The organism is Piscicoccus intestinalis NBRC 104926 (assembly GCF_001515525.1).
Classification (GTDB): domain Bacteria; phylum Actinomycetota; class Actinomycetes; order Actinomycetales; family Dermatophilaceae; genus Kineosphaera; species Kineosphaera intestinalis.
Map to the genome: position 1 here is coordinate 23,227 of NZ_BCNQ01000015.1, position 26,910 is coordinate 50,136.

At 73.0% G+C, this 26,910-nt stretch carries 19 protein-coding genes; 13 read left to right on the forward strand and 6 right to left on the reverse strand.

Going from position 1 to position 26,910, the window contains the following annotated elements; all coding sequences use genetic code 11:
* The first annotated feature begins 2 nt into the window (after positions 1-2).
* From PINTE_RS04520 to PINTE_RS04535, 4 genes are all read left to right on the forward strand, one after another.
* On the forward strand, positions 3-797 hold the full coding sequence (locus tag PINTE_RS04520; RefSeq protein WP_084343233.1) for a FadR/GntR family transcriptional regulator: 795 nt from the start codon (positions 3-5) through the stop codon (positions 795-797).
* On the forward strand, positions 794-2,047 hold the full coding sequence (locus tag PINTE_RS04525) for a DUF3500 domain-containing protein (RefSeq protein WP_068426913.1): 1,254 nt from the start codon (positions 794-796) through the stop codon (positions 2,045-2,047). The genes PINTE_RS04520 and PINTE_RS04525 overlap by 4 nt, the downstream gene beginning before the upstream one ends.
* Before the next feature lie 77 nt (positions 2,048-2,124).
* Positions 2,125-3,474 (forward strand): MFS transporter, encoded by a 1,350-nt coding sequence (locus tag PINTE_RS04530; protein WP_068426916.1) that lies wholly within the window; start codon positions 2,125-2,127, stop codon positions 3,472-3,474.
* Complete coding sequence (locus tag PINTE_RS04535; RefSeq protein ID WP_174523987.1) at positions 3,471-5,123, forward strand: FAD-dependent monooxygenase; 1,653 nt, start codon at positions 3,471-3,473, stop codon at positions 5,121-5,123. Before PINTE_RS04530 ends, PINTE_RS04535 begins: the two co-directional genes overlap by 4 nt.
* A gap of 24 nt (positions 5,124-5,147) precedes the next feature.
* On the opposite strand, the gene hemE is transcribed toward PINTE_RS04535, so the two are convergent.
* Entirely contained in the window at positions 5,148-6,191 is a 1,044-nt protein-coding gene (gene hemE, locus PINTE_RS04540) for a uroporphyrinogen decarboxylase (RefSeq protein ID WP_068426919.1), read from the reverse strand.
* Positions 6,192-6,285: 94 nt separating this feature from the next.
* On the opposite strand from hemE, the gene PINTE_RS04545 reads away from it, so the two are divergent.
* The 5 genes from PINTE_RS04545 to PINTE_RS04565 all read left to right on the forward strand — a co-directional run bounded on the left by PINTE_RS04545 (position 6,286) and on the right by PINTE_RS04565 (position 13,553).
* Positions 6,286-6,846 carry a DUF3000 domain-containing protein gene (locus PINTE_RS04545; protein WP_245642801.1) on the forward strand — a complete coding sequence of 187 codons (561 nt, stop codon included), beginning with the start codon at positions 6,286-6,288 and terminating at the stop codon, positions 6,844-6,846.
* 10 nt (positions 6,847-6,856) lie between these two features.
* Positions 6,857-8,242: a ribonuclease D gene (locus tag PINTE_RS04550; protein WP_084343234.1), complete on the forward strand. Its 1,386-nt coding sequence runs from the start codon at positions 6,857-6,859 to the stop codon at positions 8,240-8,242.
* Positions 8,243-8,387: 145 nt separating this feature from the next.
* Entirely contained in the window at positions 8,388-9,656 is a 1,269-nt protein-coding gene (locus tag PINTE_RS04555) for a thiolase family protein (RefSeq protein WP_068426923.1), read from the forward strand.
* Positions 9,653-11,803, forward strand: coding sequence for a 3-hydroxyacyl-CoA dehydrogenase NAD-binding domain-containing protein (locus PINTE_RS04560; RefSeq protein WP_084343235.1), 2,151 nt, complete (start codon positions 9,653-9,655; stop codon positions 11,801-11,803). The genes PINTE_RS04555 and PINTE_RS04560 overlap by 4 nt, the downstream gene beginning before the upstream one ends.
* Positions 11,804-12,023: 220 nt before the next feature.
* The gene (locus PINTE_RS04565) at positions 12,024-13,553 is read left to right on the forward strand and encodes a helix-turn-helix domain-containing protein (protein WP_068426925.1); all 1,530 of its coding nucleotides are present in this window, start codon (positions 12,024-12,026) and stop codon (positions 13,551-13,553) included.
* 219 nt (positions 13,554-13,772) lie between these two features.
* Here PINTE_RS04565 and PINTE_RS04570 read toward each other — a convergent pair whose 3' ends face one another.
* Both PINTE_RS04570 and dxs read right to left on the reverse strand, forming a co-directional pair.
* Positions 13,773-14,708 carry an alpha/beta hydrolase gene (locus tag PINTE_RS04570; protein ID WP_068426927.1) on the reverse strand — a complete coding sequence of 312 codons (936 nt, stop codon included), beginning with the start codon at positions 14,706-14,708 and terminating at the stop codon, positions 13,773-13,775.
* A gap of 68 nt (positions 14,709-14,776) precedes the next feature.
* Positions 14,777-16,696, reverse strand: a complete 1,920-nt coding sequence (dxs, locus tag PINTE_RS04575) for a 1-deoxy-D-xylulose-5-phosphate synthase (protein WP_068426929.1) — start codon at positions 16,694-16,696, stop codon at positions 14,777-14,779.
* A gap of 408 nt (positions 16,697-17,104) precedes the next feature.
* Between dxs and PINTE_RS04580 the strand changes: the two genes are divergently transcribed.
* Together PINTE_RS04580 and PINTE_RS04585 are read left to right on the forward strand one after the other, a co-directional pair.
* Positions 17,105-19,855: a phosphoenolpyruvate carboxylase gene (locus tag PINTE_RS04580; RefSeq protein WP_084343236.1), complete on the forward strand. Its 2,751-nt coding sequence runs from the start codon at positions 17,105-17,107 to the stop codon at positions 19,853-19,855.
* A gap of 69 nt (positions 19,856-19,924) precedes the next feature.
* Positions 19,925-23,077, forward strand: a complete 3,153-nt coding sequence (locus tag PINTE_RS04585) for a bifunctional acetate--CoA ligase family protein/GNAT family N-acetyltransferase (RefSeq protein ID WP_217996494.1) — start codon at positions 19,925-19,927, stop codon at positions 23,075-23,077.
* Between the two features lie 125 nt (positions 23,078-23,202).
* Here PINTE_RS04585 and PINTE_RS04590 read toward each other — a convergent pair whose 3' ends face one another.
* A complete protein-coding gene (locus PINTE_RS04590; protein ID WP_068426936.1) occupies positions 23,203-24,129 on the reverse strand; it encodes a COX15/CtaA family protein in 927 nt (308 codons plus the stop codon).
* Between the two features lie 256 nt (positions 24,130-24,385).
* Here PINTE_RS04590 and PINTE_RS04595 point away from each other — a divergent pair, with 256 nt between their 5' ends.
* Complete coding sequence (locus tag PINTE_RS04595) at positions 24,386-24,814, forward strand: HIT family protein (RefSeq protein ID WP_068426937.1); 429 nt, start codon at positions 24,386-24,388, stop codon at positions 24,812-24,814.
* 64 nt (positions 24,815-24,878) lie between these two features.
* Here PINTE_RS04595 and PINTE_RS04600 read toward each other — a convergent pair whose 3' ends face one another.
* On the reverse strand, positions 24,879-25,250 hold the full coding sequence (locus PINTE_RS04600; protein WP_068426938.1) for a hypothetical protein: 372 nt from the start codon (positions 25,248-25,250) through the stop codon (positions 24,879-24,881).
* A 136-nt stretch (positions 25,251-25,386) separates the two neighbouring features.
* Between PINTE_RS04600 and PINTE_RS04605 the strand changes: the two genes are divergently transcribed.
* Positions 25,387-25,836, forward strand: a complete 450-nt coding sequence (locus PINTE_RS04605; protein WP_068426940.1) for an acyl-CoA thioesterase — start codon at positions 25,387-25,389, stop codon at positions 25,834-25,836.
* Positions 25,837-25,916: 80 nt separating this feature from the next.
* Here the strand turns inward: PINTE_RS04605 and PINTE_RS04610 are convergent, their stop codons facing one another.
* The gene (locus PINTE_RS04610) at positions 25,917-26,810 is read right to left on the reverse strand and encodes an alpha/beta hydrolase (RefSeq protein ID WP_068426942.1); all 894 of its coding nucleotides are present in this window, start codon (positions 26,808-26,810) and stop codon (positions 25,917-25,919) included.
* Positions 26,811-26,910: the final 100 nt, after the last annotated feature.

Here is a 26,910-nt window from a genome sequence, read left to right on the forward strand (position 1 = left end):
CTATGAGTCCGTCGAGCGCGTCGTCCGCACCGTCTCCCCGACCGGGTGGGGAGTCGCCGCTGGGGGCGTTGTCGATCCTGCCCGCCCGATCGCGGTCCGAACAGCTCGCCGACGTGCTCGCCGGGCACATCGACGGCAAGGGGCTGCGCGGAGGCGACCGCGTCGGCACCCTCGAGGACATCCGCGCCGAGACCGGCTTCGCGCGCGCCACGGTCAGCGAGGCGGTCCGCCTGCTGCGCGAGCGCGGCACGCTCGAGATCCGGCCCGGCCGCGGCGGCGGCATCTACGTCGCCGACCAGACGCCCGTCGTGCGGATGCGACACACGCTGCTGTCGGCGCAGGCCGGGGCCGACGATGTGGCCTACGCCATCGAGCTGCGCGAGGGACTCGAGGAGCCGGTCGCTCGCGCCGCCGCCCGCACGTGCACGCCGACCGACGCCCAGCACCTGCGTGACGCGGTGCGGGAGCTGGCCGACAGCGCCGACTACGAGACCTTCATCCGGCGCAACTGGGCCCTGCACGAGCAGATCGCCGCGCTGTGCCCCAACCCGATGATGGGCGCGGTCTACACGAGCTGCCTCGGCTACCTCGTGCGCACCAATCCCCGCTACGACGACGTCGAGGCCGACGCCTACATCGCGCAGCGGGCGGCCGTGCACGAACGACTCGTCGAGGCGATCATCGCGGCCGACGCCAGCGCCATCGCCGACGCGGTGCGCGAACACAACCTCACCGACCCAGAACTCGGCACCGCCCGCGGCGCCGGCGCGCCCGCGCAGGAAGGACCGGTCCGATGACCCAGGCCAGCGGCGACTACCGCGCACACCTCTTCCCGCCGGGGCACCCGCGCATCGAGTCGCTGCGCGGCCTGGACGCCTGCGAGTACGCGCCGCGGGCCCGTCACGACGAGTTCACCGGCGGGCTCATCGACGGCTGGCGCCGCCTCTACAAGCAGCCGTTCGTCGGCGTGACCAGCGACGGGACGCTACGCGAGGGCCTGTACGACGGCGACCTCGACGTGCCGGAGGCCGACCGCGCGCCCGTCGCGGCGATGGTCGCCGCCGCCTCCGAACTGCTCGACATCACCACCGACGACGAGCGGGCGCGGCTGTGCCACGGCGTCGACGCCGTCGAATGGCAGACGTGGGCCAACCCCGAGTTCCTCCAGTTCGACACCGGCCTGCGGCTGGAGTTCAGCCGGCCCGAGGTCGTCGAGGCGTTTCTGCGGCTCGTGCAGGCGTCGACGAGCCCTCGCGGGTACGAGCTGATCCGCACGGCGATGCGCATCAACGGCTTCCTCGGCGACGTCGTCGGATTGCCCGGCATCATGAACGAACTCAGCTACAACGTCGCACTCTACGGCGAGCCGCACGCCACCGACCCCTGGGGCTGGCAGCTGTACGGGCACCACTGCGCGGTCAACTGCCTGGTCGCCGGCGGCGCGATGGTCGTCTCCCCCGTCTTCCTCGGCGCCGAGCCGAACGAGATCGACGCGGGACCGCACGCCGGCACGGTCGCCTTCACCGAGCGCATCGCGCTCGGCCGGGCGATCATGGCGCAGCTGACCGACTCCCAGCGCGGCCAGGCGATCACCTACGACGCGCTCGTCGATCCCGCGATGCCGCCGGGGCGGGTGCACCCCGGCGACGAACGGCACCTCGCGGGCGCCTTCCAGGACAACCGGGTGATCCCCTACGAGGGCGTGAAGGCCGCCGAACTCTCGCCCGCGGCACAGGACCTCGTCTGGGAACTGCTCGCGGACTTCTCCTGCCTCCTGCCCGCGGGGCCCGCCCGCCGCCGCGACGCGCAGGTGCGCGCCCACGTTGCGGACACCTGGCTGAGCTGGATCGGCGGCACCGGCGCGAACGAGCCCTACTACCTGCGCGTCCAGAGCCCGGTCGTCATCGCCGAACTCGACCACCACTGCGGGGTGTTCCTCACCAACGACACCCCCGCCCCGTTCCACATCCACACGGTGCTGCGCACCCCCAACGGCAACGACTACGGCCGCGCCCTCGTGCGCGCCCACGGGCGCGGCGCGCGCTGACGCCCGGCTGCGCCAGCCCGCCTCCGACTCATCGACCTGCGCTGAACCTGCGCTCGACCTGCCCCGAAGGAGTGGCCATGGAGTCCCCTGCCACGACGCACGACCGCCGTGACACCCGCACGGCCCCACGATCGGCCCTGCCGGTGTTCGTCACCTGCTGGCTGGCGCTGCTCGCCGACGGCTACGACCTGTACGTCTACGGCGCGACGCTGCCGGGTTTCATCGGCCCGCAGAACTGGGGGGTGACCCGCGAACAGGCCGGCCTGGTCGGCAGCCTCGCGCTCGTCGGCATGCTCATCGGCTCGCTGGCCGCGGGCGTGCTCACCGACCGGTTCGGGCGTCGGCGCATGTTCGCCGTCTCCGTCGCGACGTTCTCGACGTTCATGGTGGCCTGCGCCCTCGCACCGAACTTCGCGGTCTTCGGCGTCTTCCGGTTCCTCGCCTGCCTCGGTGTCGGCGGGCTGCTGCCGACCGCGGTCGCCGTCGCCAACGAGTTCGCCGGGGCCGCGCGCAAGTCGATCGTGCTCGGCGCCGTGCTCACCGGGCCCGCCGTCGGCACCGTCATCGCCTCGACGGCCGCCGCGACCCTCATCCCCGCGCACGGCGTGCGCCCGGTCTACGCGATCGGCGGGCTGGCGCTGCTGCTCATCCCCGTCGCGCTGCGCGTGCTGCCGGAGTCGCCCGCGTTCCTGCGGGTGCGCGGCCGCGACGACGAGGCCGACGCCATCGCCGGCCGCTACGGGTTGCCCGTGCCCGAACGCGCCCGTTGCGTCGGCAGCGCCACCCCCACCGCCGCCGGCGGGCTCTTCCAGGGCGGGCTGGCTCCGGCCACGCTCGGGATCTGGGCCATCTGCCTGCTGAGCCTGCTGACGATCTTCGGCCTGACGACGTGGCTGCCGCAGGTCATGCGGGAGGCGGGCTTCGGGACGAGCGCCGCGATCCGGTTCCTGCTGTGGTACTCCCTCGGCGCGATCGTCGGCACCCTCATCGCCTCCCGCGTGGGTCAGCGCACCTCCCCGAAGGTCGTGGTCGTCATCGGCTTCGCCAGCGCCGCCCTCGCCCTCGCGTTCGTCTCCACACAACCCACTGGGGTCGCGCTCATCGCGGCCGTCGTCGTCGCCGGCTTCGGCGGCCTCGGCACGCAGAACATGATCAACGACCACATCGCGCAGTTCTACCCGGCGCACCTGCGGGCCACCGGGCTCGGCTGGGCGCTGGCCGTCGGCCGGATCGGTGCGATCGCCGGACCGACCTACGGCGCCATGATGATCGGCGCGACCGGCGGCGTTCAGGCAGCAGCGATCGCCTTCGGCGTGCCGGCCGCGATCGGCGCCGTCATCGCGCTCGCCCTGCCGTCGATCGCCCGCCGCCACGGGGCGAACGAGCCCGGCGAGACCATGCTCGAGCCGACCAAGGCCGAGTCGTGACCCGCCGCTCCCCGGCGACCGTCGCGGACCTGCCCGAGCACGCCCCGGTCGTCATCGCCGGAGGCGGGCCGAGCGGCCTCATGGCCGCCCTCGACCTCGCGCGGCGCGGCGTCGCGTCGGTCGTCATCGAGCCGCGGCTCGACGTCGATCCCTACCGGCCGCGGGCCAAGACGACCAACGCCCGGACCATGACGATGCTGCGTGCGCTCGGTCTGGCCGACGAGATCCGCAGGGTCGCACCGCTGTCGGTCGACTACTCCGAGGACGTCGTCTTCTGCACCGGCGTCGACGGACACGAGCTGCGCCGCTTCCGCCACGCGTTCCAGCTCTACGCCGACGGCTTCGCGCACTCCCCCGAGATCGGCCAGCAGATCCCGCAGCCGCTCGTCGAACAGGTGCTGCGGGAGGCGGTCGCCCGGCACCCGCGGTGCCTGCTGCTGCTCGGCCCCCGGGTCGACGCGGTGGCCGACGCGGTGGCCGACGCCGACTCCGACCATCCGGTCGTGACGGTGAGCGACGGGTACGGCGGGTGTCGGCGGATCCGCGCCGACTACGTCATCGGCGCCGACGGCGGCGCGTCGGCGGTCCGCAAGAGCCTCGGAATCGCCATGGAGGGCACATCGGCGCCGCGCCCGAACTTCAACGTCGTGTTCCGCTCGCGCGAGCTCGCGGACCGGGTGAGCGTGCCTGCGGCCGTGCAGTACTGGATCGTCGGCGAGGTCAGCGGCATGCTCGGCCGGCTCGACCTGACCGACCGCTGGTGGACGATCGTGCAGGGCGTCGACCCCGCCCATTGCGACGACCCGGCCGGGCTCGTGCGACGCCTCGCGGGGGTCGGTGACGACGTCGACGTCGAGGTGCTCGGCAGCGACCCGTGGACCGCGCAGATGCTGCTGGCGACCGGCTACGGCCGGGGCCGGGTGTTCCTCGTGGGCGACGCCGCGCACCTCAATCCGCCGTGGGGCGGGCACGGCTTCAACACGTGCGCGGTCGACGCGCTCAACCTCACCTGGAAGATCGCGGCCGCCCTGCAGGGGTGGGCGGGACCGGCCCTGCTCGGCTCGTACGAGGCCGAGCGCCGGCCGGCCGCGCGACGCATGATCGACGTCGCGGCGAACAACGGCAACCAACTCGCGTACTCGTTCGCCGACCCGGCGCTGACCCGGGACGACGCGGCCGGGGGCGCGGCCCGCCGCGCGGCCCACGACCGGCTGGCGGTCAAGGACGCCGAGTTCCACGCCGAGGGAGTGGTGCTCGGCTACCGCTATCCCGACTCCGCACTGGTGACGCCCGACGGCAGCGCGCCCCCGCCGTTCGATCCGGTGGTCTACACGCCGTCGGCCCATCCCGGCTCGCTGCTCCCGCACCTGCCCCTACACGGCCGGGCGTCGGTCTACGACCTGCTCGGTGACGGGTTCACGCTCCTGCTGTGCCGGGACCGCACGGTCGTCGACCACACACTGTTGTGTGACGTCGACCGGCGTGGCGTGCCGCTGGAGGTCGTCGAGGTGACCGGCGCGAACGCGGCTCGCGCCCGCGAGCTGTGGGAGGCCGAGGCCGTGCTCGTGCGCCCCGATCAGCACGTCGCCTGGCGCGGCGACGACCTGACGGCGCTCCCGGCGGCCCTGCATCGGGCCGCCGGCCGGTAGTCGCGCACGCGCGCAGGCGAGCTGCTACTCCCCCAGGCTCTTGACGAGCTCGACGATGCGGGTCAGCACGTCGGGGTCGGTCTCGGGGGGCACGCCGTGGCCGAGGTTGAGGATGTGCCCGGCCGCGGCCCGGCCCTGGGTGACGATGCGGCGCACGTGCGCCTCGATGACCTCCCACGGCGCGAACAGCAGCGCCGGGTCGAGGTTGCCCTGCAGCGCGTAGCGCCCGCCGAGTCGCTCGTTGGCGTCGTCGAGGTCGACGCGGAAGTCGACACCCACGACCTCGGCGCCCGCCGCGCCCATCGACGCGAGCAGCTCACCGGTGCCGACGCCGAAGTGGATCCGCGGCACGTCGAGGTCGGCGACCGCACCGAGCGCCACCCGCGAGTGCGGCTGCACGAACTCCTCGTAGTCGCGCCGCGACAGCGCGCCCGCCCAGCTGTCGAACAGCTGCACCGCGCTCGCCCCCGCCTCCACCTGCACCCGCAGGAACTCCCCGGAGATCTGCGCGAGGCGGGCGCACAGGTCATGCCACAGCGCCGGGTCGGCGTGCATGAGCGCCTTCGTGCGCGCGTGCGTCTTGCTCGGGCCTCCCTCGACGAGGTAACTGGCCAGCGTGAACGGCGCCCCTGCGAAGCCGATGAGCGGGGTGTCGCCGAGCTCGGCGACGAGCAGGCGCACCGACTCCGTGATGTCGGGCACGTGCTCACCAGTCAGCTCGGGCAGCCGGTCGAGGTCGGCGCGCGTAGCCACGGGCTGGGCCACGACCGGGCCCACGCCGGGCACGATGTCGAGGTCGATCCCCACCGCACCGACGGGAACGACGATGTCGCTGAAGAAGATCGCCGCGTCGACGCCGTGTCGGCGCACCGGCTGCATCGTGATCTCGGTGACGAGGTCGGGGCGCCGGCACGACTCCAGCATGCCCACGCCCTCGCGGATCGCCCGGTACTCGGGCAGCGAGCGCCCGGCCTGCCGCATGAACCACACCGGGGGGCGGGCTCCGGGCTCGTGACGGGCGGCGCGCACGAGCAGGCTCTCGCGCGCGGGGCGGGGCGCATGGTCCATCCGCCGATCCTCGCACGCACGTTCGGCGTGGTGCCCACGGGGCGAGCCGGGAGCACCATAGATTCCTCGCGTGAGCCGCCGATCGGCACCACAGGTGTCCACCACATTCAACAGCGCCGTGGAGGCGCTGCGTGCGGTGCGGCTGCGCCCCGAGATCCACCTCGAGGAGGTTCCGGCGCCGCAGCGTATCGCGCCGCACTCCGCAGCCCTCGCCGGCGAGGTCGTGCGCGGACCCCGGGCCACCGACGACGTCCTCGCCAGCGGGCGATTCGTCGTGCTCTACGACCCCGCGGCCCCCGAGGCCTGGGAGGGTCCGTGGCGCGTCGTCACGTTCACGCGCGCCCACCTGGAGGCCGAGTTGGGCGCCGACGCCCTGCTCGGCGAGGTCGGCTGGTCGTGGCTGACCGACGCGATCCACGCCAACGGAGCCGGGTACGAGGCCCTCGGCGGCACCGTCACCCGGGTCGTCTCGGAGAGCTTCGGCGCCCTGGCCGACCGCGACGGCGAGGTCGAGATCGAGGTGCGCGCCAGCTGGTCGCCCACCGAGCCCGACCTCGTCGACCACCTGAAGATCTGGACCGACCTGCTGTGCACGGTCGCCGGCCTGCCGCCCCTGCCCGAGGGCGTCACCGCGCTCCCCGGGCAGCTGCGGTAGGAGCGTCGCGATGCCAGGACGCCCACCCACCCGGTCCGGCTCGCGCCGCACCTCGCCCCGCGAGACCCCACCCGCCGCTGTACCCGCCCAGGCCGAAGCCGCGCAGGCCGGACCCGCCCAGGGAGAACCCGCCCAGCCGAGCGAGACGCCGCCGGCGAAGCCGACGGCGGAGGCGGCGCTCGACCCGGGCCCGCAGCTCCCGCTCGTCAACGCGCCCGCCGACGGGGTGCCGCCGGTGGTCGTCGAGGAGCGCGACCTCGTGCGGGCGGCGGAGGCGCTCGCCGCGGGCACCGGCCCGGTGGGGGTCGACGCGGAACGCGCCTCGGGCTACCGCTACGGCCAGCGCGCGTACCTCGTGCAGCTGCGCCGGGAGAACGCCGGCACGTGGCTCATCGACCCGGTCGCCTGCCCCGACCTCGGGCCGATCGCCCGCGCCCTCGACTGCGTCGAGTGGATCCTGCACGCGGCGACGCAGGACCTGCCGTGCCTGGCCGAGGTCGGCATGCGCCCGCAGCGCCTGTTCGACACCGAGCTCGGGGCGCGGCTCGCGGGCCGCCCGCGGGTCGGGCTGTCCGCGGTGCTCGAGCACTACCTCGGCGTGCGGCTCGCCAAGGAGCACTCGGCCGTCGACTGGTCGACGCGCCCGCTGCCCGAACCGTGGCTGCGCTACGCCGCCCTCGACGTCGAACTGCTCGCGGCCGCGCGCGACGCCCTCGAGGCCGACCTGCGCGCCCAGGGCAAGCTCGAGTGGGCCCGGCAGGAATTCGACCACCTGCTCGACTTCACCGGCCCGCCCACCCGGCCCGATCCGTGGCGACGCACCTCCGGGATCCACCGCCTGCGCGGCCGCCGCGCGATCGCCCTCGTGCGCGAACTGTGGTGGGCCCGCGACGAGATCGCCCGCGCCCGCGACGTCTCCCCCGGCCGCGTGCTCCCCGACGCCGCGCTGCTCGACATCGCTCGCGCCGCCCCGCGCACCGGCGCCGCGCTGGCCCAGGCCACCCGGCACAAGGGCGCGACCCGCAACGTCTCGACGTGGCTGGCCGCGGTCGAGCGAGGGCTCGCGGTGCCCGACTCCGAACTGCCTCCGGCCAGCCTGCCCACAGACGCGCCGCCCCCGGTGCGCGCCTGGGCCGACCGCGACCCCATCGCCGCCGCCCGGTTCGCCCAGGTGCGCGACGATCTCGCCGCGTTCTCCGAAGAGCACAGCGTGCCCGTGGAGAACGTCCTCACCCCGGACATCCTGCGCCGGGTCGTCTGGGAGCCGCCCGCTCCCGGGGGCGTGGCCGAGGCCCTCGCCGCCCGCGGCGCCCGGCCCTGGCAGGTGGAGACGGTGGCCCCCATGATCGAGGCCGCCCTGCGCGATCACCCCGACGATTCGACGCCGTCCGACTGACCGACTCCCGCCGAGGCGGCCCTGGACGCACGCCGGCGATCGCTCGCGACTCGCCAGCGGTCTGCCGATCAGTGCAGTGTCCACACCTCGGCGTGACAGCCGTAGCTACCGGCCGGTAACATAGCCGCATCGAAGGCACCGCCGCATGTCCGCGGCCCGGATCAAGGGAGACACCGTGCCCGCAAGCCGTCCCGACGTCGTCTTCGTCGACGGGGTGCGCACCCCGTTCGGCAAGGCATCGGACAAGGGGTTGTACGCGCAGACGCGCGCCGACGACCTCGTCGTCGCGTGCATCCGCGAACTGATGCGCCGCAACCCCACCCTGCCCCCCGAGCGCGTGGGCGACGTGGCGATCGCCGCCACCACCCAGATCGGCGACCAGGGCCTGACGATCGGGCGCCTGGCCGGCCTCCTCGCCGGACTCCCCCGCAGCGTGCCCGGCTACTCGATCGACCGCATGTGCGCCGGCGCCCTGACCGCCGTCACCAGCGTCGCCGGCGAGATCGCCCTCGGCGCCGCCGACGTCGCGATCGCCGGTGGCGTCGAGCACATGGGCCGGCACCCGATGGGCGAGGGCATCGACCCCAACCCGCGGCTGCTCGCCGAGAAGCTCGTCGACCCCTCGGCGCTCGTCATGGGCTCGACCGCCGAGAACCTGCACGACCGCTACCCCACGCTGACCCGCGAGCGCGCCGACGCGTACGCGATGGCCAGCCAGCACAAGTTCGCCGCCGCCATGGAGGCGGGCCACATCCAGCCCGACCTCGTGCCGGTGGCCATCCGCCACGAGGAGCTCGGCTACGGCGTGGCGACCACCGACGAGCCGCCGCGCGCCGGGGTGACGATGGAGGGCCTCGCCGAGCTGAAGACCCCCTTCCGCCCGCACGGCCGCGTGACCGCCGGCAACTCCGCCGGGCTCAACGACGGCGCCACCGCCTGCCTCATCGCCTCCGCCGACGCCGCGGCCGAACTCGGCCTCACCCCGCGCATGCGGCTGGTGTCGTTCGCGTTCGCCGGGGTCGAGCCCGAGGTCATGGGCATCGGGCCGGTCCCCGCCGCCGAGAAGGCGCTCGCCAGCGCCGGGCTGGGCATCGACGACATCGACATCTTCGAGATCAACGAGGCGTTCGCCGTGCAGGTGCTCGCCTTCCTCGAGCACTTCGGCATCGCCGACGACGACGAGCGCGTCAACCCGTGGGGCGGCGCGATCGCCGTCGGCCACCCGCTGGCCTCCTCCGGGGTGCGCCTGATCAACCAGCTCTCCCGCGAGTTCGAGCAGCGCCCGCAGGCCCGCTACGGCATGACCGCCATGTGCATCGGCATCGGCATGGGCGCGGCCGTCATCTGGGAGAACCTGACCGGCTCCGAGACCGAGACCGAGACCGACAGCGACACGACGGAGGCGGCGCGATGAGCGCGCAGGACCAGACCCAGCCGGCCGACGCGGCCGCGCAGACCGACCTCTTGTCGGTCTTCGACGACGAGATCGTCACCCGGGCGCTGGCGCGCGACGTGCAGCTGCCCGGCGGCGGCACGCTCGTGCTCGTCACCCTCGACAACGGGCACGACCACACCAAGCCGAACACCCTCGGCCCGGGCGGCATGACGAGCCTGCGCGAGGCCGTCCGCGAGTGCGAGCGGCGCGCCGCGGCCGGCGAGATCGCGGCCGTCGCCTTCACCGGTAAGCCGTTCATCTTCGCCGTCGGCGCCGACCTGACCGGGGTCGCCAAGCTGCGCGGCCGCGACGACGCCCTGGCCATCGCCCGCCTCGGGCACGAGGTCTACACGGCGATCGCCGACCTGCCGGTGCCGACGTTCGCGTTCGTCAACGGCGCGGCGATGGGCGGCGCCGTCGAGCTGGCGCTCGCGTGCGACTACCGCACGATGTCCGCCTCCGTGCCCGCGGTCGCGCTGCCCGAGTGCTTCCTCGGTCTCGTGCCCGGATGGGGCGGCTGCTGGTGGCTGCCGAACCTCGTCGGCGTCGAGGCCGCGCTCAAGGTCATCATCGAGAACCCGCTGAACCAGAACCGCATGCTCAAGGGGCCGCAGGCCGCCGCGCTCGGGCTGGCCGACGTGCTGCTCGAGCCCGCCGACTTCCTCGTGCAGTCGGTGCGCTGGGCGGCCGGCGTGCTCGGCGGCGAGATCACCGTCGAGCGCCCCGAGGTCGACCGCGACGAGGAGCGCTGGGAGCGTTCGGTCGCCGCGGCCCGCGAGCTCGTGCAGGCCAAGACCGGCGGGGCCGCACCGGCTCCGCTGCGGGCGCTGGAGCTGATCTCGGCCGCGCGCACCGTCGACCGGGCCACCGGCTTCGCCGCGGAGGACGAGGCGATCGCCGACTCGCTGATGAGCCCGCAGCTGCGGGCCGGGCTGTACGCCTTCGACCTCGTGCAGAAGCGGGCCCGGCGGCCCGCGGGCGCGCCCGACAAGTCGTTGGCGCGCAAGGTCACCAAGGTCGGGATCATCGGCGCCGGCCTCATGGCCTCCCAGCTGGCGCTGCTGTTCCTGCGGCGCCTCGAGGTGCCGGTCGTGCTCACCGACCTCGACGCCGAGCGCGCCGCCAAGGGCGTAAAATATGTCACGGACGAGATCGACAAGCTCGCCGCGAAGGGGCGGCTCTCCGGCGACCAGGGCAACCGGTACAAGGCCTTGGTGAGCGGCGAGACCGACCCGAGCGCGTACGCCGACGCCGACTTCGTCATCGAGGCGGTCTTCGAGGAGCTGTCGGTCAAGAAGCAGGTGCTCGCCGCCGCCGAGGCCGTCGTCTCGCCGGAGACGGTGCTGGCCACCAACACCTCCTCGCTGTCGATCACCGCGATGGCGCAGGAGCTGGCCCACCCCGAGCGGGTCGTCGGCTTCCACTTCTTCAACCCGGTCGCGGTCATGCCGCTGCTGGAGATCGTGCGCGGCGAACGCACCGACGACGCGACGCTGGCGACGGCGTTCGCGACGGCGAAGACCCTGAAGAAGACCGCGATCCTCGTGCAGGACTCGCCGAGCTTCATCGTCAACCGGTTGCTCGGTCGGTTCATGTCGCAGGTCGGCACGATCGTCGACGAGGGCACCCCGATCGAGGTCGTCGAGCGGGCGTTCGCCGGCGTCACCCCGATGAGCCCGTTCGTGCTCATTGAGCTGGTCGGCCCGGCAATCGCGCTGCACAACAACGAAACTCTCGCGGCGGCGTTCCCCGACCGGTTCGTCGCGCCCGAGGGCCTGCGACGGCTCGTGGAGTCGGGCCGGCGCGGGGTCTACCGGCACGACGAGACCGGCTCCCACCTCGACGAGGAGGCGCTGGCCCTGCTGCCGACACCCGAGGAGCCGGTCGTGCTCGATGAGTCGGCGGTGCGCGAGCAGACGCTGGAGGCGCTGGCCGACGAGGCGCGGCGCATGCTCGACGAGGGCGTCGTCGCCGCCCCGATGGACCTCGACCTGGCGATGATCACCGGGGCCGGTTTCGCGTTCTGGAACGGTGGGCTGACTCCACTCCTCGACCGCACCGGGGTCTCCGAGCGCGCCGCGGGCGGCCGGTTCCTGCCGGTGGGAGTGGCCGAGCCGGCCTCGTGAACGCGCAGCCGGCGCCAAGTGAATAGGCCTCGATAGTTACGGCCGCGACGGCGCCACGCCCGGGATGTCCCCGGGCGTGGCGCCGTTCCGTGCCACTATGAGTCGACCGTCCAGGTCGCGGGCGCGCCCCGCGCTGCTCCGTGACGTGCTGCCGTGAGACAGAGCAAAACACGCCGTCGTGCGACTCGCGATATCTCACATATGAGCTACCATCGGAGGCATGAATGACTCTTACCTCTCTCGCATCGGCACCCTCATCCGTGATGCGCGGAGGCATCAGGGGATGACTCAGAGCGAGCTCGCCGAGTTGCTCGGCACGAGTCAGAGCGCCGTCGCCCGCATCGAGCAGGGCAAACAGAACCTCAGCCTCGAGATGCTCTCGCGGATCGGCGAGAACCTCGACAGCCAGTTCGTCTCGCTGGGCACGTCCGGCCCGCAGCACCTGCGCATCGAGGGCGGCACCAAGCTGTCCGGCTCCATCGACGTCAAGACCAGCAAGAACGCCGCGGTCGCCCTGCTGTGTGCGTCGCTGCTCAACCGGGGTCGGACGACGCTGCGCAACCTGGCCCGCATCGAGGAGGTCAACCGCATCCTCGAGGTGCTCAACTCCATCGGGGTGCGCACCCGCTGGCTGCCGGTGAGCAACGACCTGGAGATCACGCCGCCGGCCAAGGTCGACCTGCACGCGATGGACGAGGAGGCGGCCCGCCGCACCCGCACGATCATCATGTTCTTCGGGCCGCTGCTGCACGAGTTCGACAGCTTCCAGCTGCCCTACGCCGGCGGTTGCGATCTCGGCTCCCGCACGATCGAGCCGCACATGACCGCGCTGCGACACTTCGGCCTGCACGTCGAGGCGACCACCGGCTTCTACCACGCGACCGTCGACCGCTCGGTCACCCCGACCCGCGCGATCGTGCTCACCGAGCGCGGCGACACGGTCACCGAGAACGCGCTGATGGCCGCGGCCCGGCACGAGGGCGAGACCGTCATCCGCAACGCCAGCCCGAACTACATGGTGCAGGACCTGTGCTTCTTCCTGACTCGGCTCGGCGTGCGCATCGACGGGATCGGCACGACCACGCTGACCGTGCACGGCCTGGCGGACATCGACGTCGACGTCGACTACGCGCCGAGCGAAGACCCGATCGAGGCGATGAGCCTGCTCGCGGCCGCGGTCGTCACCGAATCGCAGATCACGATCCGGCGCGTGCCGATCGAGTTCATGGAGATCGAGCTCGCGCTGCTGACCGAGATGGGCATGCAGTACGAGCTGAGCGACGAGTACACCTCGGCCAACGGCAAGACGCGCCTCGTCGACATGACGACGGTGCCGGGGCCGCTGCGGGCGCCGATCGACAAGATCCACCCGATGCCGTTCCCCGGGTTGAACATCGACAACCTGCCGTTCTTCGCGCTCATCGCCGCGTGCGCGCAGGGGCGCACGATGATCCACGACTGGGTGTACGAGAACCGGGCGATCTACCTGACGGAGCTGACGAAGGTCGGCGCCAAGGTGCAGCTGCTCGACCCGCACCGGGTGCTCATCGACGGCCCCACCCGCTGGCGCGCCGCCGAGGTCATCTGCCCGCCCGCGCTGCGCCCCGGCGTCGTCGTGCTCATCGCGATGCTCGCCGCGCCCGGCACGTCGGTGCTGCGCAACGTGTACGTCATCAACCGCGGCTACGAAGACCTGGCGCGGCGACTCAACGCCCTCGGCGCCACCGTCGAGACCTTCCGGGACATCTGAGGTCGTTCGGTGCTCCGGGCTCCGGGCCCGGCTCCGCTCGTCGTGCATCGGAGAGCCGGTGCTCGTGGAGTCGGCTCGATCGCGACTGTGTGACGGCACCGTATTGCCGGCTGTCCCGGTCGAGGCGCCCAGTGGCCGTCCCTGGGAACTGCGTGTCGCGAACTGCGGTCCGCGCACGTAGTTCTCAGGGACGTGGGCCGATGGTTGGGCGATCCGGAGCTAGGAGGCGGTGACGCGCACGACGGCGTCGCGGATGATGCCGGTGCCGGCGGGCTCGAAGATCACGCTGTAGTGGTTGACGTCGGGCACGGCGGTGACCGACACCTGCGTCGGGAGCTGCAGGGCGGCGACGCTGTCCTCGGAGTACAGTCCCGGGGTCTGGTTGAGCAGCCCGCGCTCGGCCCACACGAACGCCAGCGGCACGCCCGCGTCGGCCGCGACGCGCACGCCCGCGTGGGTCGTCTCGTCGGCGAGCACGTCGCGGCCGTCGGCGCGGATCGCGTCGATCTGGCACGACGACGCCTTCTCGCTCGGGCTGTCGGGTGCCTCGACGAGGTCGTGCAGCAGGTAGGCGGTGACCGCCGGGGCGTGCGGGCCCTCCAGCTCGGGCCCGACCGCGGGGTGCTGCCGCCAGAAGTCCAGGTACGCCTCGTCGTTCGCGAAGCGCATCGAGAGCCGGGCCATCGCCGGGCCGATGACGGCCTGCAGGGCGGCGTCGACGTCGAGGTCCGCGGGAGGCGGGAACGCCGGGCCGCCGTCGACGAGCACGACCCCGTACAGCCGGGCGGGGATCGTCACCGCGGCGAGGGCCCCGATGAAGGCGCCCATGGAGTGCCCAACGAGCACGAAGCGCTCGGCGCCGGCGTGGTCGGCGATCGCGACGAGGTCTTGCACGTGCGCGGCGAGTCCGTACGGTCCGGAGACGTCGCGGCTGCCGGCGCGGCCGCGCAGGTCGGGGGCCCAGATGCGCGAACCGGTCATCGCCTGCGAGAGCGAGTGGGCCGTCTCCAGCCAGGACAGGCCGTTGGCGGTGATGCCGTGCACGAGCACGACGAGCGGAGCGTCGGCGGAGGCGTCGGGGCCGGACAGGTCGTGGACCAGCAGGTCGCCGCCGGTCACGGGCACGGTGAAGGTCGTGGGCGCGGGCGCAGTCATGCCTCTTGCTTACCTCACCGGGCGTGGCCCGCGCAGCCCGACGGGGGCGAGCCCGGCTCCGGACGGGCTCAGGCCAGCCGCAGCGTGTCGCGCCGGGGCGCCGGGCCGACGCTGTGGGCGAGTTCGGCGATGAGCCGGTCGGCGATGTCGTCGCCGGTCAGGCCCGCGTCGGCGAGCACCTGACCGCGGGAGGCGTGGTCGATGAACTCGTCCGGCAGGCCGAAGCGATGCACCGGCGTGTGCTGCCCGGCGGCGGCCAGGGCCGTGGCCACGCAGTCGCCGACGCCCCCGACGCTCACGCCGTCTTCGACGACCGCGACGGTGGCGGCGCGCGCGGCCCGCGCGACGAGCTCCGCGGGCACCGGCAGCACCCAGCGCGGGTCGACGACCTCGACCCGGTAGCCCTGGGCGGCGAGCTTCTCCCCCGCGGCCAGCGTCTGCGGGGCCATCGCGCCGACGGCCACGAGCAGCGCGTCGATCGGACCCTCGGAGTCGGTGTGCCGCGCCAGCACGTCGACCTCGCCGTCGCGCTCGAGCGCCGTCACCGGCTCCGGCTCGCTGCCCTTCGGGAAGCGCACGACGGTCGGGGCGTCGTCGACCTCGACGGCCTCGAGGAACAGCTCCCGCAGACGCAGCCCGTCGCGGGGCGCCGCGAGCCGCAGCCCGGGCACGACCGACAGCAGCGACATGTCCCACATGCCGTTGTGCGACGGCCCGTCGTTGCCGGTGGCGCCGGCGCGGTCGAGCACGAACGTCACCCCGGCGTGATGCAGCGCGCAGTCCATGAGCACCTGGTCGAAGGCGCGGTTGAGGAACGTGGAGTAGACGGCGACGACCGGGTGCATGCCGCTGAACGCGAGACCGGCGGCCATCGTCACCGCGTGCTGCTCGGCGATGCCCACGTCGAAGACCCGCTCCGGGTGGGCCTGGGCGAACTCACGCAGCCCGACCGGGATGAGCATCGCGGCCGTCAGCGCGACGATGTCGTCGCGCTCGGTGCCGACCTCCAGCAGCGTCTCGGAGAAGTTCTCGGTCCAGCTGCGGCCGGCGATCTCCAGCGGCAGGCCCGTCTCCGGGTTGATGACGCCGACGGCGTGGAACTGGTCGTCGACGTGGTTGCGGGCCGGCTCGTACCCGTGCCCCTTCTCGGTGAGCACGTGCACGATGACCGGGCCGCCGAAGTCGCGGGCGCGGCGCAGCGCGGTCTGCACCTGCTCGACGTCGTGGCCGTCGACCGGCCCGACGTACTTCAGACCGAGATCCTCGAACATCACCTGCGGCGCGACGATGTCTTTGAGGCCCTTCTTGATGCCGTGCAACGCCTCGAACGCGCGCTGCCCGACGACGGGGGTGCCGGTGATGGCCTTCTTGCCCCAGGTCAGCACCTCCTCGTAGCTGCGGGTGGTGCGCAGCAGCCCGAGGTGCTCGGCGAGCCCGCCGCCGGTCGCGGCGTAGGAGCGGGCGTTGTCGTTGACGACGATCGTCAGCGGCAGGTCCTTGTCGGTGGCGATGTCGTTGAGGGCCTCCCAGGCCATGCCGCCGGTCAGCGCGCCGTCGCCGATGACCGCCACCGTGTGCCGGTCTCGTTCGCCCCGCAGCCGCCGGCCGCGCGCGATGCCGGCCGCCCACGACAGGGAGCCCGAGGCGTGCGAATTCTCGATGACGTCGTGCTCGGACTCCGCGCGGCTCGGGTAGCCCGACAGCCCGCCGCGCGAACGCAGCGCGGAGAAATCCTGCCGGCCGGTGAGCAGCTTGTGCACGTAGCCGATGTGGCCCGTGTCGAACAGCACGGTGTCGCGCGGGGAGGCGAACACGCGGTGCAGGCCGATCGTCAGCTCGACGACGCCGAGGTTCGGCCCGAGATGCCCGCCGGTGCGGGAGACCTGATCGACGAGGAAGGCCCGGATCTCGGAGGCGAGCTCCCCCAGTTGCTCTCGGGTGAGGGCTCGCACGTCGGCGGGCCCGGTGATGGAGGCCAGCACACTCACGTCGGGCAGATCCTTCCGTTCGACTTCACGATGCCGCCGGGAACGACCCGACCGCACCGACGCCGGCCGGCGGCGCAGGGCACGGACCGTGGCCGACCGGCGCGGGCAACTACCTGAGACTACGCGGTCGACCCGCCACCGGCATGCCGCGGTCACGCCCCGAGCACGCCGAGTCGCCGATTGTGGGCCACGTCACCGGCCGATCACAGGCGGTCGCGCGCCGGGGTGCGGTGGCGGTCTCGACGGAGGCCGGAACGTGTTGCGCCGGGGCTGGACGCGGGCTCCGGCCAGTCTCGGGAGGCGGGCCGGAGGCGGACTCAAGGCGGGCTCAAAGCCGGCTCAGGGCGGTCGGCGCCCCTGGGGCACAGGCGGTGCCGGGCCGCCTGGCGGCCCCTCTAGGCTTTCGCCATGTCTTTGGCCATGGACTCCGACGACGAGCTGACCGGCTCGCGCGCCGCCCAGACCCTCACCGACGATCTCGCGTTTCTCAACTCGCTGCACGAGCAGGTGCTCACCGAGGGCGGCAACGCCGATCTCGTCGAGGTGCTCGCGGCGCTCGTCGCGGCCTGCCGGGAGCCGGGCAACGGCGAGAACGGCTCGCGCGCCGACGAGATCGTCGCCTCCCTCGACACGGAGACGACCGCGCGGCTGACCCGGGCAGTCACCGTGCATCTGCACCTGACGAACCTCGCCGAGGAACGGCAACGCTCGCGGTCGTTGCGGGTCGAGGACGGCGAGTTCACCGGCGGCGTCGACGCCGGCGGTGTCGGGGACGCGATCGAGGAGGTCGCCGACGCGTTCGACGTGCGCGACCGGCTCGCGCGGATGCGCATCCACCCGGTGCTCACGGCGCACCCCACCGAGGCTCGGCGGCGGGCGGTCACCAGCGCACTGCTGCGGATCGCCGCGCAGCTCGACCGCTACGACGACCCGCTCAACGGCTCGGCCGAGAAGGCCGTCGCGCGCCGCCGGCTCCTGGAGGACATCGACATCCTGCAGCGCACCTCGACGCTGCGCAGCACGCAGCCGGAGCCGCGCGACGAGGTGAAGACCGTGCTGACGGTCTTCGACCAGACGCTGTTCCGGGCCGTGCCGCGGCTCTACCGCAGCGTCGAGGCCGCCCTCCCGCAGGCGGAGCCGGGCCGTGCCGACGCGGGGGTGCCGGCCTTCGTGCGGTTCGGCTCCTGGGTCGGCGGCGACCGCGACGGCAACCCGCACGTCACCTCCGCCGTGACACGGGAGGCGATGTCGCAGCAGGCGGACCAGGCGCTCGCGCAGCTGCACACGACCGTGCAGCGGGTGGCCCGGACGATGACGATGGACTCGATGTGGACCCGCCCCAGCGACGAGTTGCTCGCGTCGCTGGCCATCGACGCCGTGGCCCTGCCGGAGGAGTTCGCGCGCTTCGCGAAGGACTCCCCCGACGAGCCGCACCGACAGAAGATGCTCGTCATCGGAGCCCGCGTGGCCGCGACGCGCGCCCAACGCGCCGACCTGACCTACCACGAGCCCGCCGACATGCTCGCCGACCTGCGGCTCGTGCAGGCCAGTCTCATCGCCGCCGGTGACGAGCGCACGGCCCGCGGCGAGTTGCAGCACCTCATCTGGCTCGTCGAGACGTTCGGGTTCCACCTCGCCGAGCTCGAAGTGCGTCAGCACAGCGCGGTCCACGAGGCGGCGCTGACCGAGCTCATCGGGCAGCTCGGCGACGTGCCGGACGCGGCCCAGGCCGCGACCGACCCGGTCTACCTCGACCGGCTCGCCACGCAGGGCTGGCCGCGATCGGTCTCGCCGACGTCGGAGCGCACCGCCGAGGTGCTCGACACGATCCGCGTCATGGCGTGGCTGCAGCAGCGGTGGGGCGCCACGTGCTGCGGGCGCTACATCATCAGCTTCACGCGCAGCGCCGCCGACCTCACGGCGGTCCGCGCGCTGGCCCGGCTCGCCGTCGGTGACCGGCCGCTGCGGCTCGACGTCGTTCCGCTGTTCGAGACCGGCGCCGACCTGGCCAACGCGCCGACGATCCTGCGCTCCTGGGCCGAGCAGGAGTCGACCCGCGCGTGGCTGGCCGCCCAGCAGCAGAGCGCGGGTGAGCGGTCGGTCGAGGTCATGGTGGGCTACTCCGACTCCGCGAAGGACGTCGGGCCCGCGAGCGCGACGCTGACGCTGGACCGGGCCGAGCGCGAGCTCGTGCAGTGGGCGCGGGAGGCCGACATCCGGCTCACGCTCTTCCACGGCCGAGGCGGGTCGCTGGGCCGCGGCGGCGGGCCGCTGCACCGCGCGATCCTGGCCCAGCCGTCGGGCTCGGTCGACGGCCGGTTCAAGGTGACCGAGCAGGGCGAGGTGATCTTCGCCCGGTACGCCGACGTGATGATCGCCCAGCGGCACCTGGAGCGGCTGACCTCGGCGGTGCTGCTCTCGGAGGCGCCGGGACGCGCCACCGCGCGCGAGGAGGCCGGCGACCGGTACGCCGCGCTTGCCCGCACGATCGACGTGCAGTCCCGCGGCTGCTACCGCGCGCTCGTCGATTCCGACGGCTTCGCCGACCTCATCGCGGCGATCAGCCCGCTCGACGAGATCGGCGAGCTGCGGATGGGGTCGCGGCCGGCCCGGCGCAGCGGCGCGTCCCGGGGCCGGTCGCTGGACGACCTGCGGGCGATCCCGTGGGTGTTCTCGTGGGCCCAGACCCGCGTCAACCTGCCCGGCTGGTACGGCCTGGGCTCCGGCCTGTCGGCCGTCGGCGACCTGCCGCTGTTGCGCGAGGCCTACGCGCGCTGGCCGCTGTTCACCTCGATGATCGACGTCGCCGAGATGTCGCTGGCCAAGACCGACCGGCCGCTGGCGGCGCAGTACCTGTCGCTGGGCAACCGGCCGGACCTGTCGGCGCAGATCCTCACCGAATACGACCTCGCGCGGCGCCTCGTGCTCGACGTGCTGGGTCAGAATGAGTTGCTGGAGCGCAAGCCGCACCTGCACACGGCGATCACGCTGCGGATGCCGTATGTCGACGCGCTGAGTCACCTGCAGCTGCGTGCCCTGCGCATGCTGCGCACGCCGCACGACCCGCGCAACGGCTCGCGCCCGGACGAGCAGGCCTGGAGCCAGATCCTGCTGCTCACCGTCAACGGCGCCGCCGCAGGACTGCAGAACACCGGCTGACCAGGAGCGATCGCGATGCAGGCGACACCAAGCCCGGCGAGCCCTGCGAGTGTGCCCAGTGCCTCGAGTGTGCCCAGTGCCCCGGGTGCTCCGGACGCGCGGGGCGGCCCCGGCTACCCGGCGCATTGGGAGGCCGACGTGCTCCTGCTCGACGGGCGCACGGCGCGGATTCGACCGACCCGGTCCACCGACGCTGACGGCCTCGTGGCGTTCTACGCGCGGGTGTCGCCGAACTCGAAGTACCTGCGCTACTTCGCCCCGCATCCGGAGCTCACCGAGAGCGAGCTGACGCGCTGGACCACCCTGGACTACGACACCCATGTGGCGTTGGTGCTGGAGTCCGGGGATCGCATCCTCGCGCTGGGCACGTACGACCGGACGAGGATCCCCGGGGAGGCGGAGATGGCGTTCCTCGTCGACGACGCCCATCACGGCCGCGGCATCGGCACGATCCTGCTGGAGCACCTCGCGCAGACCGCCCGGGAGCGCGGCGTCACGAAGTTCGTCGCGGAGATCATGCCCGAGAACGGCGACATGATCAGCACCCTGCGCGCCGCCGGCTATCAGATGCGGATGAGCCGGGAGGACGGCTTCCTGTGGTTCGAGTGCTCCGTCGAGCCGACCGAACGCGCGGTCGGCGTCATGCTCGCCCGCGAGCACCGCGCCGAGGCGGTGTCGATGCAGCGCTGCTTCGAGCCGGCGTCGGTCGCGGTCATCGGAGCGAGCCCGAAGCCCGGCACCGTGGGGCGGATCCTGCTGCACAACCTCATCACCGGCGACTTCGGCGGGCGGGTGTTCGCGGTCAACCCGAACGTGTCGGCGGTGCTCGGGATGCCCACCTACGCCAGCGTGCGGGACGTGCCGCAGGACGTCGACCTGGCGGTCGTCGCGGTGCGGGCGGACCTGGTGCCCGCGGTCGTCGAAGACTGCGCGGCCAAGGGGGTGCACGGCCTCATCGTCGTCTCCAGCGGGTTCGCCGAGACCGACGCAGCGGGCCGCGAGCAACAGCAACTGCTGCTGCAGCGGGTGCGCGGCGCCGGGATGCGGATGATCGGGCCGAACTGCCTCGGGATCGTCAACACCCTCGACGGCCTGCGTCTCAACGCCTCCCTGTCGACCGTCATGCCGGCCACCGGCCGGGTCGGATTCTTCTGCCAGACCGGGGCGCTCGGCGTGACGATCCTGGAGACCGTGGCCCGCCGCGGGCTGGGCCTGTCGACCTTCGTGTCGGCCGGCAACCGGGCCGACGTCTCCGGCAACGACCTGCTCCACTACTGGGAGGAGGACAAGGCGACCGACGTCGTGCTGCTGTACCTGGAATCCCTCGGTAACGCACGCAAATTCAGCCGCATCGCGCGCCAGGTGGGGCGGCGCAAGCCGGTGGTCGCGGTGCGTTCGGGGCGCCGCTCGCTGCACGATTCGCCATCGGACCCGCACTCGCCGGTGACCACGCGGCCGCTGCCCATCCTGCCCGCCCCGAGTGAGCAGGATCCCCAGCAGCCGGACGGTTCTCGCAGTTCTCAGGATCCCCAGGGTTCCGCGATTTCCCAGGACTCCCAGGATTCCCACGACTCCCCTGGTTCCGCGGGCCCGCAGCGACCCGGGGCGGCGCAGGAGTGCGTCCCGGCGCGTTCGCTGCGCGACGTGCCGAGCCCGCGGGTGCCGCAGGCTGCGGTCGATGCGATGTTCCGGCAGGCCGGCATCATCCAGGTCGACACGGTGGACGAGATGTTCGACGTCGCGCAGCTGCTCGCCCACCAGCCGCTGCCGCGAGGGCGGCGGGTCGCGATCGTCGGCAACTCCTACGGGTTGGAGATCCTCGCGGCCGAGGCGTCGTGGACGGCCGGGTTGGAGGTCGTCGAGGCCACCTCGCTGGGTGCGACGGCGAGCGCGCGCGACTACACCGAGGCCCTGGAGCGGCTCATGGCCGACGACCGGGTCGACGGTGTCGTGGCGCTCTACGCCAGCGTCGTGCCCACCGACGTCACCGAGGCGGCCGCCGCCCTGCGGGCCGCCGCGGCCACCGGGCGAAAACCGCTGGTGACGACGTTCCTCGGGATGGAGGGTGTGCCGGCGATCCTGCGCAACGACCCTCCCGGGCAGACGCACCAGCCGCAGGATCACCCCGACGGCGTCGCCAGCGCCGCCAGTGCCAGTGGTGCCGCCATTGTCGGCAGCGCCGCCGGTGCTGACGGTGCCGCCAGTGCCAGCGATGCCTTCAGTGCCAGGGGTACCCACGGTGCCGCCGGTGCCGCCGGCGCCGACGGTGCCGACACCCCGGACAGTCCGGACAGCCCGGGGGGTCTCGAACGCAGGGAGTCTCCCGTCTCCGGCTCGGTGCCGGCGTACCGCACGCCGGAGACGGCGGTGCGGGCGTTGGCCAAGGCGATCGAGTACTCGGAGTGGCTGCGCCGACCCGAACCGACGCTGCGCGTGTTCGGCGACGTGCGCGAGGAGGCGGCCCGCGCCTTCGTCGTCGAGGTGCTGCGCGAGCACCCGGACGGGGTCGTGCTCGACGACGACCAGACCGTGCGGCTGCTGGCGTGCTACGGCATCCGGCTGCTGCCGTCGCGGCCGGTGCGCACGCTCGAGGAGGCGGTGCAGGCCGGCACACAGCTGGGCTGGAACGTCGTGTTGCGTGCCACGGACCCGTCGGTGCGCCGGCGGATGGACATCGTGCACTCCCGGATGCACCTGGAGAACGCGGACGACCTGCGTCAGGCCTGGGCCGAGCTCGCCGGCGGCATCGACGACATGGCCGGCGCCGGTCTCGTCGTGCAGACGATGTCGCCCCCGGGGGTGCCGACGCAGATCACCTGCGCGGAGGATCCGTCGTTCGGGCCGGCCATCGCGTTCGGCGTGGCCCTCGGCAACCTCGACCTGCTCGGCGACATCGCCTACGGCATCCCGCCGCTCACCGAGTCGGACGTGTCCGCTCTCGTGCGGGAGGTGAAGGCGTCGAAGCTGCTGTTCAACCATCGCGGCAGCGGCTGGGCCGACGTGACCGCGCTGGAGGACCTCGTGCACCGGGTGAGCCAGCTCAAGGACGCCCTGCCGGATGTCGAGTATCTGCAGCTGGGCCGGGTGCTCGTCGGCACCCACGGCGCCAGCGTCGTCAGCGCGACGGTGCGGCTGCGGCCGGACCCCGCCTCCCGCAGCGACTGGTACACCCGCCGGCTGACCAGCGTCGACGACGGCATCGCCGAGGCGCTGCGGCCCTGAGAGCCCTGAGCGCTGCAGGAGCCATGAGAGCGCCGAGCGCTGCAAGAGCCTTGAGAGTTTCAAGAGCCCCAAGCGCCGCAAGGGCTGCAAGAGCTCCGAGATGGTGCCGGTCGCCCGACCTCGGCTCAGGCGTCGACGCGCTCCCGGGTGCCACGTGGGCGGGCGGCGCTCGGGTCGGTGAGCGCGGCGCGCGTCGCGAACAGCACCTGATGGAACAGCAGCGCGACCGTGGCCAGGGAGTACGCGACCCCGATGCCCGGCAGCACGTGCGTGGCCATGATGACGATCCCCAAGGCCAGCACCGTGGCGAGCAGCCCGACGGAGACGACGGCGTGCACCGTCAGCCCGGGCACCAGCCAGGCGCGCCGGCCCGCGACGAGGATCGCGGCGATCGCGGCGATCGCCAGTACCCAGCGGGTGACCTGCAGCGTCATCGAGCCGTCGGCCGCGACCAGCTGCCACACGGGCCAGCTCATGCAGCGGGTGTAGGAGCCGGGGCCGGCCGTGAAGAGGCCGACGAGGTGCATCGTCACGAGCAGCGCCACCGAACCCGCGGCGGCCGCGGCCACCGGGTTGGGCACGAAGCGGGCGTCCCCCCGTTCGAGGCGGACGGTCGCCACGGTCATCGCGGCCATCGCGCCGAGGGCACAGAACAGGTCGATGGCCCCCGCCCACGTGGGGATGCCGCCGAGCACGACCGCGCGGCCGAAGGCCCCGGCCGCGATCGCACCGGCCACGCCCAGCCACGGCAGCCCGCGGGTCAACCGAGACAGGTCCGACCGCCGCAGCACGACGAGTGCGCACGCCAGCACGAGCGGCCCGGCGACGATGGCCGACACCCGGTGGGTGATCTCGATGACGGGGTTCTGGTACAGCAGCGCCGCGATGTCGCTCTGCCCCGGCAGCGTGCGCCCCGGATAGCAGCCCGGCCAGGTGCTGCACTCGAACCCGGAGTCGGTGGCGCACACCACCGATCCCATGGCCACGGCCAGCACCGTGAACAGGGTGGCGATGCGGAACAGGCGCACGGTGGCCGGTGATGCCTTGGGCATGGGTTTCCTCGCTCCACGAAGCAGACGCGCCCGAGGCTAGACCCGGATGCGACAGGCGCGCTGCCCGGTCGGCGAGAACCGGCCGATGTGTCGCCGACTCGTGTCGAAGGTCCCGGCTCGTGCCCGACAGCAAGGCATCCCCGACGCCCGACGTGGCGCCGTCCGTGACGCCCGACGAGGCGACCGCGAGCCCGGATCGTGCGTTGATGCGGGGCGCTCGCTTGCCGCGGGGCGCCCGGTGGCGTAGGCAGGAGGCATGCCGACCCTGTTCAGCAAGATCATCGCCGGGGACATCCCCGGCCGGTTCGTCTGGAGCGACGACCGCTGCGTCGCCTTTCTCACCATCGAGCCCCTGACACCCGGCCACGTGCTCGTCGTGCCGCGCGAGGAAGCGCCGGTGTGGACCGACGTCGAGCCGGCGCTCATGGCGCACCTCACCGGGGTGGCGCAGACGATCGGCCGGGCCCAGCGCGCCGAGTGGGAGTCGCCGTTCGTCGGCCTGCTCGTCGCCGGGTTCGACGTGCCGCACGTGCACCTGCACGTCTGGCCGACGTGGACCGCCCGCGACCACGACATGCGCAACGCCGAGCGCGACCCCTCGCCGCAGGCGATGGACGAGGCGGCGCAGCGCCTGCGCGCCCGCCTGCGCGACCAGGGCGCCGGCGAGGCCGTGCCCGCCGACTGACCGCCCGATCGAGGCGAGGCCGCCGGCTCCGAGAGCCCCGAGGGCTCCAGAGACCCCGACGGCCCTAGAGGCGGGGCACATAGCGTTTCCCCGTCATGGCCTCCCACACGAGGGAGGCGGCGTGCGCCACCGCCCGCAACCGCAACCCCTCGGACTCCAGTGCGTCGATGACCTCCGGGAGCGCCTCGGGGGGCACCCGTTCGGCCAGGTCGATGCGGGCCACGCGGTACGCGGAGCGCATCGCCTCGACCTCGCCGGCCACGTGCCGGGCGGCGATCCACGCGAGCGCCTCGGGGTGGCGCCGCCACACGTCGTAGGCCCGGTAGTCGGCGGGGCATTGGTCGAGCAGCCACGGCACGGCGGCCTCCCGCCAGCCCGGGGTGTCCGGCGGCGGAACCTGCCGGGGCCAGCCCGGTGGCACGTGTACCTCGTTCATGTGTGTCAGTGTCACGCGGACCACCGACAAGACTCCGGCGTCCCGGGCCCGCGGCGCGAATTCGGCTGTGCCCCTGTGACCTCCCCGACAGCGGTCCGGCCGGGGTGCCACGCGGCATGGCTGGGAGACTTCGGCCATGGCGCGGATCAAGCTCGACTATCCCGACGAGACCTACACGTTCAGCACCGAGCTGCAGGTGCGCTTCGACGACATCAACGCCGGCATGCACCTGGCCCACGAGCGGGTGGTCAGCTTCGTCGGCGAGGCGCGGTCGCGGTTCCTGGAGAGCCTGGGCCTGTCCGAGATCGGCAGCGACACCCAGCCGGGCGTCATCGTCAGCGACCTCGCGGTCGTCTACAAGGCCGAGGCCCGGCTGCGCGACGTGCTGCGCCTCGACGTCGGCATCGCCGACCCCAACCGCTACGGCGGCGACGTCGTCTGCCGCGTCGTGCGCGCCGCCGACGACACGCTCGTCGCCGTCGCCAAGGTCAACCTCGTGTTCTTCGACTACCGCGGCGCGAAACGACCGGTTCCCGCGCCGACAGAGTTCACGCGCGCGATCACCAGCGAGTCCCGATCCGACTGAGCGAGCTGGCAAGGACGCGGAGCCACTCTCGCGTCGGCCCGCCGCCCCGATCGGCCCCCGGGAGCTAGTTGTCCAGCGGATCAGACCAGGTGGTTGCGGAAGAATCTGCTGACGTGGGCGACGGCCTCGTCCATCCGGTCCGGGGCGTCGTAGAAGTCGAAGTGGTTCCCTTCGGTCCAGACGAGCTCTTTCTCCCCCTGCACGGCGGCGTGCAGTCGCTTCGCCTTGTCGGGTGCGGCGCAACCGTCGGAGTGGACCACGATCGTGGGCACGGTGATCTGCGCTGCCCGGACCAGCGGGTCGAGCCCGAGCCAGCCGTCCCACGACCTCACGTCGAACGCGTTGACGTACTCGGGCACGTTCCCCCGCCGCGGGTTCGTGTAGTAGTCGTAGGCACCGGCCGTCGGGTTGTAGTTGACCGCGCTGGGGTCGGTCTCGCTGTAGACGGGGATGGTCGTCGCGGTGCCGCTGCGTTCGAAGGCGCGCCGAGCCGCGGCCGCCTCGTCGAGCCTGCGCGCGATGCCGTCCTCGCCGTAGGTGGCATGGAACAACCCGGCGTCGGCGAGGAACCCGGCGATGGTCGCGAGGCCCTTCAGACGCGCGTCCTCCGCGGCGAGATAGACCCCGTTGCTCGCGGACGTACACACGCCCACCATGCCGACCGCGGACACGAACGGCTGCGCCAGCAGGTAGGTCACCGCGGCCTTCAGGTCCTGCAGCTTCTCGTCCGGCGACTCGAACTGACGCGGCTGCCCGTCGCTCTGGCCGTAGTGCGCGTAGTCGAACGACAGGGCCAGGAACCCCTGCGCGGCGAACCGCGCGGCGTAGGAGTCGGGCATCTGCTCCTTCACCGAGGAGAACGAGCCCTGCACGACGACGGCCGGGTAGGAGCCGTCCTCGTCGAAGGCGTCCGGGACGAAGAGGTCGCCGACCAGAGTCAGTCCGTCGCGGTCGATGTGGATCCTGCGCTTCATGGTGGCTTCCTTGCTGGCGGTGAACAGAGCGACGGCCCACCGGGCTCCGGCTCCGCGCGCAACAGTGTGACGCAGCAACAAGACCGGCCACCGGAGACGG

Coding starts and splice junctions, on each gene's coding strand:
- PINTE_RS04555 (WP_068426923.1), top strand. CDS start 8,388: ATGTCCGCGGCCCGGATCAAGGGAGACACCGTGCCCGCAAGCCGTCCC.
- PINTE_RS04520 (WP_084343233.1), top strand. CDS start 3: ATGAGTCCGTCGAGCGCGTCGTCCGCACCGTCTCCCCGACCGGGTGGG.
- PINTE_RS04595 (WP_068426937.1), top strand. CDS start 24,386: ATGCCGACCCTGTTCAGCAAGATCATCGCCGGGGACATCCCCGGCCGG.
- PINTE_RS04600 (WP_068426938.1), bottom strand. CDS start 25,250: ATGAACGAGGTACACGTGCCACCGGGCTGGCCCCGGCAGGTTCCGCCG.
- hemE (WP_068426919.1), bottom strand. CDS start 6,191: ATGGACCATGCGCCCCGCCCCGCGCGCGAGAGCCTGCTCGTGCGCGCC.
- PINTE_RS04530 (WP_068426916.1), top strand. CDS start 2,125: ATGGAGTCCCCTGCCACGACGCACGACCGCCGTGACACCCGCACGGCC.
- PINTE_RS04605 (WP_068426940.1), top strand. CDS start 25,387: ATGGCGCGGATCAAGCTCGACTATCCCGACGAGACCTACACGTTCAGC.
- PINTE_RS04580 (WP_084343236.1), top strand. CDS start 17,105: ATGTCTTTGGCCATGGACTCCGACGACGAGCTGACCGGCTCGCGCGCC.
- PINTE_RS04560 (WP_084343235.1), top strand. CDS start 9,653: ATGAGCGCGCAGGACCAGACCCAGCCGGCCGACGCGGCCGCGCAGACC.
- PINTE_RS04525 (WP_068426913.1), top strand. CDS start 794: ATGACCCAGGCCAGCGGCGACTACCGCGCACACCTCTTCCCGCCGGGG.
- PINTE_RS04550 (WP_084343234.1), top strand. CDS start 6,857: ATGCCAGGACGCCCACCCACCCGGTCCGGCTCGCGCCGCACCTCGCCC.
- PINTE_RS04590 (WP_068426936.1), bottom strand. CDS start 24,129: ATGCCCAAGGCATCACCGGCCACCGTGCGCCTGTTCCGCATCGCCACC.
- PINTE_RS04610 (WP_068426942.1), bottom strand. CDS start 26,810: ATGAAGCGCAGGATCCACATCGACCGCGACGGACTGACTCTGGTCGGC.
- PINTE_RS04565 (WP_068426925.1), top strand. CDS start 12,024: ATGAATGACTCTTACCTCTCTCGCATCGGCACCCTCATCCGTGATGCG.
- PINTE_RS04570 (WP_068426927.1), bottom strand. CDS start 14,708: ATGACTGCGCCCGCGCCCACGACCTTCACCGTGCCCGTGACCGGCGGC.